Below are 9220 nucleotides of genomic sequence, written 5' to 3' on the forward strand. Positions count from 1 at the left end.
GCTGTCAAAGGCTGGCGCGACGGTGCTGGACCAGGCTGTGCCAGCGTCCGCGTGTGGTCTCGGTCCCGTCGATCCACTGGGCCGTCGCGTTGGGGGTCGGTGGCAGTCCGGCCATGAAGCGGGCGATCTCGATGTAGTGGGCATGGTCGCCGCCCTCGGACAGCTCACGCAGGCGGCCGAGATCAGCGGCAAGCTGCTCCTGGTCGTCGCGGACGGCGTGGTGGAAGGCCAGGGCCAGTTCGAGCTTGACCTCTGCTTCCTTGACACCGGCGACTTGTGCTTCGGTGCGCACGAGCTGGGCGCGGTCGTCGATGTCGGCGTCGTCGCGTCCGGCGTCGCGGGCCAGGGATGCGATGTGGACGGTGAGGTTGGTGGCGCGCATGTCCAGTGGGGCGAGCAGCTGCTCGGCGAGGTCGATTTCCTCGGCGGCGGCCTGCGGGTCGGTGAAGGACAGGGCGAGGGTGAGCTGGGCCTGGCATGCGGCGACCTCGCCATCGATGCCTTCTTCCTCGGCTTCGCCGCGGGCGGTGCGGTAGGCGGCGGCCGCGCGGCCCATGTCGCCGTGGGCCCACCACACATCACCCTCGATGCGATGTCCTCGCCCTTCCCGTCCGGCCTGACGGGCCAGGGTCAGAGTGGTGGGGAAGTCCCCGGCAAGGCGGGAGAGGTGGGCCAGTCCGCGGCGGGCGTCCGGCGCCATACGGCCGCCGCCGTCGGCGACTTGCTGCATACCGCGGCGAGAGGCCGCGCTCTGACCCAGGTCCCGCTGGTCCTTGGCCAGGTAGTAGAGCGGCATCTCCCGCAGATTCTCCGGCAGCACGTCGGCGTCGATGACGCGGGCGAGACGGTCGGCGATGTGCGCACGGTGCTCGTGCTGGCGGCGGGCCAGCGCGCTGAGAACTTCGGCCAGGCCATCGGCGGACGTCTCCAGCCGCGCCCGCCCACGCTCGTCCGCATCCCGGGCCGGCGGGGCGAGGGGCTCCCAGATCGCATCCCGCACATACACCCAGGCGGCATCCACCAGCCACTCCAGTTCCAGGTGGAAGTCGCGGGCCAGGGCGAGGCCCTGGCGCAGGCAGCCGACCAGCAACCGACGGTCCAGGCCGCCGCCTGCCCCCCATGCCTCACCGAGCGCGGTGTGGGCCCGGCGCGCGGCAGCGAGCCAGTCATCCGGTGACCAGCGGTCGTCGGTGTGGTCGGTGGCGTTACGCAGGGTGGAGCGGATCAGGTCGTGCAGGTGGAAGGGCCACAGCCCGAAGGGGTTCTCACGCACGAAGGGGCGCTCGGTCAGCCGCAGCGCAGCCGACTGGTGGGGAAGGCCGGCCGTACGCGTGGCCAGCTGGAGGTCGAAGGCATCCAGCAGGGCGACCGAGCGCAGCACGGAGCGCTCTTCGGAGGTGAGGTCGGCCAGGGTGCGGGCTATCAGGGCGGGGAAGTCGGCTTCGAAGTCGTCGGCTTGTGGGGTGTGGCCGCCGCGGCGCAGTTCCAGGAACCGCATCACGGACAGGTCGAGGTAGAGGGGCAATCCGTGGGAGCGCTCGGCGATGACCTGCCGCACGGGTGCGGGGATGAGGGGCTGGCCCTCGTGGGTCAGGCGGCGGGCGAGGTAGTCCTCGCAGTCCTCGGCGGAGAAGTCGCCGATCAGGATCTGCCGACTGTAATCGTGCCCCGGGCCCCGGTCGGGCAGGTGCGGCAGCGAATGAGCCGCCAAGCCTGGCCAGGCAGTCGGACCGGCCCAGTCGAGCTGCCCGTGCAGGGCGGCGTCGCCCCATTGGAGGCGGGAGCGGCCGGTGACGATGAAGAACGCGTTCGGCATCAGCCACGCCACCCGCTGGATCAGCCGCTCCAGATCCCGGTGCGTACGGTCGCCGACGTCCTCGAACGTATCCAGCAGCACCACCGGCACGACCCTCTTGTCGGCCGGGAGCTGGGCGAGCTCCCACGCCAGCAGGTGCGGGTAGAACGAGAGCGCTTCCAGGTCAGGTTCGGCCTCCAGCAGATCGGCCAGGCGTCGGCACCCGGCCAGCGCCCGCACCGTCTGCCGCCGCTCGCGCAACGCACTGACCAGGGAGCCGGTCACCTGCCCCACCAGGCCGCCGATCGTGCCGGGCAGCGCGAGGGCCTGGGCGACATCGCCCAGAGCGGACTGGAGTTGTTGGGGCAGCGCCTGGCCATACCGGCTGGCCAGTCCTCCGTTGCGCAGGTACTCCTCCAGCGGCTGGCCGGGGTGCTGGTGCTCCCAGTAGCGGCGCAGTGCCAAGTCGAAGGCGGGCAGTGGCCGTCCGATCCGGGCGAGAGCGAGACGGATGGTCAGTACGAGGCGTTCGAAGTCGACGCCGGCGGAACGGGCCATGTCGACACGGACAGGCACCAACCGCGCGTCGCCGCGCACGGGCCGTTCCCACTGCGCGGGCCGGTGCCCGTCGTCGGCGAGTGCTGCTTCGAGCCGACGCGAGAGGGTCGTCTTGCCGATGCCGCCGACGCCGTGGAAGACCAGGACGTTCGTGCGGGGCGCCTCGAGGTCCTCCACGTCGAAGTCTGGGCTGGTGATGTGCCGCAAGTGGGCTTCCAGCGCAACGGCCACGGCTTCCCACTGTGCCTGCCGGTTCGTGAACGCCTCGGCCGCCCTCAAGTCCCCGTCATTCGTGCGGAATAGCGCCCGCAGATCCCCGCCCGCCACAAAGCCACCCCCGCCAAACGATCAATGTGCCCCACGCTACGCCGCACCCATGAGGCCGTGGCAAGCATCCCGTCACCCCAGGGGAGACGGCAGCCTCTTCCTGACCAATCGGCGCGCCCGAGCCCGCCGTCGGCAGACTCAAGAAGTGGGCGCGCAGCGCGACCGGACCTCCCGGTGCACCGGGCGGACCCGTCACGAGACCGGGTGACCGTTCTCCATGTACACGGTCAGGCCCTGCTTCCGGGCGCTCACGCAGGCGCGCACCCGTCGCGCGAGCAGAGGAATCAGCCGGGTGTCGAGTTCGTCCACGGGCACGAACTCGAAGGACCGGATCTCATCAGCGGGCAGCCGGATGGACCGCAGCTCCTCCGGGGTGAGCACTCCTCCGTCGAAGATGGTGACGAGTCCCTCGCTGCGCTCGGGGCGGGGAGCGGTCCAGTCCAGGCCCAGCAGGTCGCCGATCGCCGGCGCGATCCCCAGCTCCTCCTTCACCTCACGGCGCGCGCCCTGCAATGGTGATTCGTCCGCTTCCACGGCACCGCCCGGGATCTCCCAGGGCTCCTTGTAGACGGGGTCGACCAGCAGCACCCGCCCCGCCTCGTCGAAGAACAGGACACCGGCGGCGGCCCGCTTGCGGGGCAAGCCTTTGTCGTACTCGGATGCGGTGCTCACAGGGGACTCCTCGGCTGGAGACTCAGGCGCGCGGCCGGACACCAAAAGGGGTCGGCGCCCAGCCGCCGAAGCGGGTGACAAGGGCGCCGACCGTCGAAGATCAACCCGTAGGTCGACCGCTTCCAGTGTAGGCCGCGACATTCTGGGGTGTTAGAGAGAATCGGGCATCGGGGTGCCCGAGGCGGACCCATCAACGAGAGAGGTGCAGGATGATCCGGGCCGGGCGTCGGGACAAAGTGCTGACCGTGGCCGGCCTGGCCAAGCAGCTGGGACTGTCGGAAGGCACTGTGCGGAACACCAAGCCGTACACGGCCGCCGGCCACCCGGCGCCGATCAGCTCGGCGTCGGCACAGACCCTGTTGTGGGACAGCGAGCAGATCACTGCCTACTACGCGGGCGAGCCTGTGCCGCAGCTTCCGGAGGAAGGCCCCCAGGACCTGCTGGACCGTCATGAGGCTGCAGCCGAGGCCGGCGTTGCGGTGAACACGTGGAACGGCTACAAGCGGGACCCTGCGATCGCTGACCACCTGGTGGTCGTGGCCGGAGTCGAGCACTGGCCCCGGGAGGTGGTACGTGCCTTCCAGCAGTCCCGGAGCAGCGCAAGGCCCAAGCCCAGCGGCGGCCGGCCCCGGGGAAGCGGAGACGCCGTCCCCCGGACCGAGATCGCCTCCCGGGTAGCCGACCTGCTGACGGATGCCCCCGCCATCTCCGCCGCCCAGGTTGCCCGGGAGCTGGGTATCGCCTACACGACGGCCTTGAACGCACTGGCGACCGCACGAGGACAGAGGATCTCTGACGTGGTCAGGGAAGACCCCGGCCTGACCCCAGCTCAAGCCGCCGAACGACTCGGCTACCCCCGAACCGGTCTTCACCGTGCACTGGCAGCGGCTGAGGGCCAGGAGCAGGGGCGCGGAAGGACGGACGAGAACCCTCCCGACTCGACGCCCCAGAAGAGCTGACCGTGCGCCCCGGCCTCGAATGACGTCCGCTCCTTGAAGGATGCAGCAGTGGCCGGGCGCTCCGCGCCGGACGTCCCCGTCCTCTGGCGTCCCGGTGCGGTGACCGGTGGTGGACAGGTCCGAGCGCGGTGCGGCGTAGGCGGTGATTCTGGTCGTCTGGCTGCGGCCCCCAGCAGCTCCCGACGCTCCGCGTCGGGGGCTTATCGCTGCTCCGACCTGCGCAAATGGTCTCCCGTGATCTCGATCGTGATGAAGTGAGGGTATAGTTTTTGTGGGTGGTCGCCAGTGACAGGTGGCCACCGGTCGAAGATCACCACCCGAAAGGGACCCAAGTGAACAGCCGTATTGACAGCGCGAATTGGCGTGCGCTGGAGGCCGCCGGGCTACTGGAGATCGGCACCGGTTGCCAGATCAGCCCCCAGGCGATGTTCGAGCCCCAAGACGTAATGGGCACCCTGCGCCCCATCCGCATCCACGACAAAGCCCGCATCGGCGCGGGCGCCATCGTCCACGGCGGCACCACCATCGGGGAGGGCGCCCGGGTCGAGCAGTACGTGACGCTCGGCCAGCCGGAAGAGGGCTACGCCGTCGGCAAGACCTACCCCGGCGCAGGCGCCACGACCTCGCTCGGTGCCGGCGCCGTGCTGCGAGCCGGGGCGACCGTGTACGCCGGAGTCACCATCGGGACCGACACCGCCGTCGGACACGCAACCCTCATCCGCAGCCACTCGGCCCTGGGGGACCACACCCTGATCGGGCATTACCTCGTGATCGAGCGCGCGTGCCGTCTCGGAAGCTGGGTGCGCTGCTCCCCGCTCTCGCACCTCACCTCCGAAGTGGTGGCGGAAGACCGGGTGTTCCTCGGCGCAGGAATCCGCACGATCAACGACAAGCACCTGCTCTGGAAGGACACCAGGGGACGGGCTCCGGAGCTTGTCCCGCCGCGCTTCCGCCGGGGGGCGAAGGTCGGCACCGGCTCCACCATCCTCGGCGGCGTGGAGATCGGCGAAGACGCCCTGATCGGGGCGGGCTCGGTCGTCACGCGCAGCATCGGCGCGCGGGTCACCGCGTACGGAAACCCCGCCCGCCCCACGGGGGAGGCCGCCAAGTGAGCCCCACACCGGCCACAGACGGATGGATCGCCCCTCTACGGGCCGCAGCATGGCCCGACCTCACCGCAACTCACATCGACGCACTGCGGCGCTTCGAGGCTGCTCTGACCGAGCGGTTCACCGCCCCCGCAAAGGGAAAGCAGCTGCTCGCCCTGCGCCGCTCGCTCGCGCCACAACGGCCACCGGTCGGGAACGGGCCCATAGGGGCAACCGTGGCGGCGCTGGCGCAGTTCGTCTGCGGATTTCACGACCTTGACCTGCGGGACACTGTGGGTGCTGGGCACGGGCGCATGATCCTGCGGCACGGGTCCGGGGCCGCACTCGACCGGTGGGCGGTACGTCTCGCACGGGGTGAGCTGGTGGGCGTCGCCGCGACCGAGCGGCACGGCGGCAGCCGGTTGCAGGAGATCACCGCCCGGATCACCCCTGCGCCGGGTGGGTGGAGCCTGAACGGTGAGAAGTGCTGGGTGTCCCGTCTGTGCGAGGCAGCCGCGTTCGTCGTTTTCTGCAAGGACCCGGATGACCGTATCCAGGCTGTCATCGTTGAGGCCGCCGGCCCCGGTGTATCCCGTGCCCCGGAAACGCCTTCCGGGCTCGGAGGGTGGACGTGGGGCACCCTGGCGTTCCAGGACGTGCACGTATCAGAGCCGTACCGGCTCGGTGGGGAGCAGGGAGGGGCCGGCATCTTCCGCGAGCACTTCGCGTCGTTCCGCCCCCTCGTGGCGGCCACCGCGCTGGGCACCGCCGCAGGGGTCCACACCACCGTCACTGGCACTCTCCGTGCACGGCATCAGATCCAACTGCTGCCACGGCTCAGGGACACAACGCTCGTCACTCTCGGCCGTACCGCCGCCGACCTGAACAGCGCGTTCCTCTCGGCGGTCACCTCAGCCCGGCTGACAGCACAGGACAGCCCACAGGCTGACGTGTGGGCCCGGTCGGTGAAGGCGCACGGTGTCCAGACGGCGCACCGCGCAGTGGAGGACCTGGCGCCCCTTGTAGGAGCGAGCGGGTTCCGGGCCGACTCACCCATCGCGAAAGCCCGCCAAGACCTCGGCGGGCTGCTGTACGCCGACGGACTCCATGACTCGCTCCTGCGGTCGGCCGGAAGAACTCTGATGAAGAGGTAGCCAGGCAGAAGGCAGCGCCTCCACCGGGAGGCGCTGCCTCGGGAAAGGGAGATGCGACTGTTCTCCGAAGGACGTGAGGTTATTACCGAGGTGCCCAAGCACGCCTACCGGCTTGAGAAGGTGGCCGAAGGCAGCGACCGCGAGCGAGAAGTGAGCTGAGAATGCCGGACAGGACACTCAACTTCGGTCTCTACGGCGCCCAGGGCCGCAAGAGCGCCGATCTCGCGGGTGAGGTACTGGACCGTTTGGCCATAGAAGGCGGCATCCGCTCGCCGGTCACCACCCGCCGGGGGCTGCATGCGCGGCTGAACTACCTCACCAACTCACCCGCCGGATACGAGGCGATAAGGGATGCGGGAATCACGGTGGCCCGCGGCACGCTGCGCCGGTGGCTCCAGCACAAGCAGACCCCCACCCGCGACAACCTGGCCCGCATCGACGCGGCCTACCGGGCCTACCGGCGCCGGAACGTCGCCCGGCACCTGTTGCAACGCCTGAATGCCCGTGGGGGGACCCGCGTGGAGATCCAGCCGCTCGATCAGAGCGCGGTCGCGGATCCCCGTAAGCGGGTCATCGCCACGGATGTGGCCGGGTTCCGGCGGCTGCGGATCCGCAGCTGGGACCGGATCGTGGACGCCTGGGTCGCTCAGGACGACGAGGCGCTCGCGGACGCGTGGGAGGACTGGCTGACCGATCTGGGCTCGCAATGGGGGCAGTACGAGTACGCCACCTCTGTCGGCTTCTCCGCCTGAGGGACGGACCACCAGTGTCCTGTCGCACCGAAGTTTGAGTTGTTCTCATCGGACCTTGAGCGGTAAAGCCGAAGGTCACGACGTAGTCGAGCCCTCATGTAGTCCGATGAAAGCGAGCGACTCGATGGAAGGGGAGACCTTCAGATCGGCTATACAGGGTGTACCTGCTGCCTGGATGCGGCAGGCAAGGTCGAGAACGTCCAGCTCAGCAACTCGTTCGCAGCGTTCCGCAGCTTCTCCGCCACCGCGTGCGCTTCCTCCACCGACATGGTCTTCGACAGGCCCGGCTTCTGGCGCTGCGAGTACAGCGCTGTGATCTGCTGGGGTTGCTCGTCGGCAACGTCGGACTGGTCGATCGCCAGGATGCTGTGAACGAGGCGATTTCGGGCGCTCATCAAGCCCTTGATGTTGCTTAGCAAGTCCTTCGCCTTCGCCTTTTGCTCCTCGTCGAGATCCAGGCGTGCGGAGACGATCGCTCTGCAGTTGGCGTTCAGCGTGTCCACCGACACACCTGCGGCGACGATCCCCGCATACTGCGAGTCCAGGAGCCCCACCAAGAGGCATCGCAGAGCGAACTCAGCGCGAGCCCCCTCAACTGTGGTTGCCCCCACCAGTCGGCGGAGATCATCCGCCGACACACCTGAGGTTCCTTCTGCTCCTTCTGTCACGGTTTGACGGTAAGCGCCACCTGCGACCTTCGTACAGGCTTTGAAGGGTGTGACACGGGCCAGATTCAACAGGGGCCGACGCTCCAGAGGTCGCTCGTGACCGGGTCGCTTAACTTCCGTTGAGACGGAAGCCGAGCGACCAGACTTCGGTGAGACTGGTCAACCTTCGGCGCGACGGGACAACCAGACAGGACACGCCGGGGTGGACGGGCTCGCACAAATATTCGAACATCTGATGTACTCGGGGTATGTCGGTTCCTGACCTTCCGCACAACCTGATCGACATCCAGCAGGAGTGGCACCGCACTTATGAGGTGCTGGCCAGGCGGTCGCGGGACTCGACCGTCCTGCGGCGGCGCCTGCTGCGGCTGTCCACCGCCCTGATGTGGCACCCCGCCTGGGGTGTCGGAGACGGTCGTGGCGCACAGCGGGTGGAGTTGTGCCGGCAGGCCCGCCGTGAGCGGGAGACGGTGTGAGTGCGGGACCGGACGCGGTTGAGGTCCGTCCCTGGTGGCCGGGAGAGCCCGAGCCGGTCTACCGCTACTATCCGCACCCGCGGCCGGTGCTCAGCATCCGGGTCCACGGCAGATGGACACCAGCTGTGGTGCAGAGCAGGGAGGACCATCCCGATGGAAGGGTGATCTACCACGTGGAGATCAGCCTGACTGTGGACGGCGTTCGTGGCACCTTTGAGGTGCGGTATTTGTGGGATCCGGCCACCATGCACCCCGCGCCCCCGGTACGCGGTGCCCTGGGCTCGTAGCGGTGTATGTGCGTTCGGGGCCTGTCCGACTCGACCTCGTCGACCCGTCCGGCAAGGGTACCCGCGGCCGTATCCACCGTGACATCGCCGCCGTCGGCGAGCAGCGCGACGGAGCGCTCCGCCTTCTGTACGACTTCATCACCCCCACGGTGCGTGCCGTCAAGCAGGCCCAGCGCGGGATGGATCTGTGAGTGGTGGTGGGCAAAGCCCCGTCCGAGGACTTACCGCACTTCCTCCCCGGCCTGGGCCACGTCCTGGAGTCCCTGGCTCTGTTCCTGTCGTGGAGAGGCCGGGCGCGCGCACCGCTTGCACCTTCCTATTTTAGGAAGCTATATTGGTGGTGTGAGGTCAGGGGAGTAGCCCCAGGCCCTTACCGGAAGGACCCGGATGAACATCACCACCGACTACGGCTCTTGGGTAAACCACGGCGACCACCTCAACGTGAGCGTTGAGGCCACGGTCCTGGATGCCATCAACGGCGGCG

General features: G+C 68.9%; 10 protein-coding genes. 7 read left to right on the forward strand and 3 right to left on the reverse strand.

Going from position 1 to position 9220, the window contains the following annotated elements:
• Positions 1-4: 4 nt before the first annotated feature.
• Complete coding sequence (locus ACTWQF_RS34230) at positions 5-2584, reverse strand: ATP/GTP-binding protein (protein WP_443283660.1); 2580 nt, start codon at positions 2582-2584, stop codon at positions 5-7.
• A 288-nt stretch (positions 2585-2872) separates the two neighbouring features.
• A complete protein-coding gene (locus tag ACTWQF_RS34235; protein ID WP_443283661.1) occupies positions 2873-3352 on the reverse strand; it encodes an NUDIX domain-containing protein in 480 nt (159 codons plus the stop codon).
• Between the two features lie 209 nt (positions 3353-3561).
• On the opposite strand from ACTWQF_RS34235, the gene ACTWQF_RS34240 reads away from it, so the two are divergent.
• From ACTWQF_RS34240 to ACTWQF_RS34255, 4 genes are all read left to right on the forward strand, one after another.
• Positions 3562-4311, forward strand: coding sequence for a hypothetical protein (locus tag ACTWQF_RS34240; RefSeq protein WP_443283662.1), 750 nt, complete (start codon positions 3562-3564; stop codon positions 4309-4311).
• A 332-nt stretch (positions 4312-4643) separates the two neighbouring features.
• Positions 4644-5423, forward strand: a complete 780-nt coding sequence (locus ACTWQF_RS34245; RefSeq protein WP_443283664.1) for a DapH/DapD/GlmU-related protein — start codon at positions 4644-4646, stop codon at positions 5421-5423.
• Positions 5420-6553: an acyl-CoA dehydrogenase family protein gene (locus ACTWQF_RS34250; protein ID WP_443283666.1), complete on the forward strand. Its 1134-nt coding sequence runs from the start codon at positions 5420-5422 to the stop codon at positions 6551-6553. The genes ACTWQF_RS34245 and ACTWQF_RS34250 overlap by 4 nt, the downstream gene beginning before the upstream one ends.
• A 161-nt stretch (positions 6554-6714) precedes the next feature.
• Positions 6715-7305: a transcriptional regulator gene (locus ACTWQF_RS34255; RefSeq protein WP_443283667.1), complete on the forward strand. Its 591-nt coding sequence runs from the start codon at positions 6715-6717 to the stop codon at positions 7303-7305.
• Positions 7306-7454: 149 nt separating this feature from the next.
• On the opposite strand, the gene ACTWQF_RS34260 is transcribed toward ACTWQF_RS34255, so the two are convergent.
• On the reverse strand, positions 7455-7808 hold the full coding sequence (locus ACTWQF_RS34260) for a hypothetical protein (protein WP_443283668.1): 354 nt from the start codon (positions 7806-7808) through the stop codon (positions 7455-7457).
• A gap of 413 nt (positions 7809-8221) precedes the next feature.
• Here ACTWQF_RS34260 and ACTWQF_RS34265 point away from each other — a divergent pair, with 413 nt between their 5' ends.
• Genes ACTWQF_RS34265 through ACTWQF_RS34275 form a run of 3 tightly spaced genes read left to right on the forward strand, consistent with a single transcriptional unit; the run spans position 8222 to position 8927 of the window.
• The gene (locus ACTWQF_RS34265) at positions 8222-8449 is read left to right on the forward strand and encodes a hypothetical protein (protein ID WP_443283669.1); all 228 of its coding nucleotides are present in this window, start codon (positions 8222-8224) and stop codon (positions 8447-8449) included.
• A complete protein-coding gene (locus ACTWQF_RS34270) occupies positions 8446-8736 on the forward strand; it encodes a hypothetical protein (protein WP_443283670.1) in 291 nt (96 codons plus the stop codon). The genes ACTWQF_RS34265 and ACTWQF_RS34270 overlap by 4 nt, the downstream gene beginning before the upstream one ends.
• A 2-nt stretch (positions 8737-8738) precedes the next feature.
• Positions 8739-8927 (forward strand): hypothetical protein, encoded by a 189-nt coding sequence (locus ACTWQF_RS34275; protein ID WP_443283671.1) that lies wholly within the window; start codon positions 8739-8741, stop codon positions 8925-8927.
• The last annotated feature ends 293 nt before the right edge of the window (positions 8928-9220 follow it).

Source organism: Streptomyces sp. 8N114 (assembly GCF_052245835.1).
Lineage (GTDB): Bacteria > Actinomycetota > Actinomycetes > Streptomycetales > Streptomycetaceae > Streptomyces.